The sequence below is a fragment of the Massilia sp. CCM 8734 genome, assembly GCF_011682155.1.
Taxonomy (GTDB): domain Bacteria; phylum Pseudomonadota; class Gammaproteobacteria; order Burkholderiales; family Burkholderiaceae_D; genus Telluria_A; species Telluria_A rubra.
The window spans coordinates 1-704 of record NZ_WHJI01000162.1; the positions used below are offsets into that span (position 1 = coordinate 1).

Consider the following 704-nt stretch of genomic DNA (forward strand, 5'->3'; position numbering starts at 1 on the left):
GAAACGCCCCTGGACTGCCTGCCAACTACTTGATTTCGCTAGCGCTTCAGCGGGGAGGCGAACTATAGCAAAGGCGCTGCTCACTAGCAAGGAATTTGTTGGGTTTCCTGCTGAGATGGCTTTTAAGTCTGTAATAATGGACATCTTGATACTTTTTTGCCAGAAAGACTCACATGAAACGACCTTATCTCTTCGCTGTGCTGCTTGCTCTACCTCAGGTAGTACTTGCCACGACGATTTCTGGAAAGCTGATTGGGGGCGGCGGTAGCGACAACAACGGTGTGATTATCCGCACTGCCGATGGCAAGGAAGTCAGCGCCTATTGCGTGACGGATGTATGCAACCAATTCCTGGAGGAGGACAACGACGGCTACGGGGGACATTCTTTGAAGAAAAAATTCAAAGGAACTAAGGTGATATTGGAGTACAAGATTGAACGCAACCGTGACCGCATCGCCGGCCCTCACCGAGATGACCGAGTTGAAATTGTGAAGCAGCTGACGATCGTGAAATAGGCTGGTGCTCATGCCCTGTCGCCAGGGCATCCCAGATCACCTGGCGATCGTCCAACAAAAACGCGGACGAAAAAAAACCCCGGTTTGCACTAAGCGCGATCTTGAGCGCGCTTAGGCTTACCGGGGTCTTTCTCTTATAACTAGCCTGACGATGACCTACTTTCACACTGGTTGCAGCACTATCATCGG

1 protein-coding gene is annotated in these 704 nt (G+C 51.0%); it reads left to right on the plus strand.

Annotated elements, in window-relative coordinates:
- Nucleotides 1–173: 173 nt before the first annotated feature.
- Entirely contained in the window at nucleotides 174–515 is a 342-nt protein-coding gene (locus F2P46_RS36050; protein ID WP_166899313.1) for a hypothetical protein, read from the plus strand.
- Nucleotides 516–704: the final 189 nt, after the last annotated feature.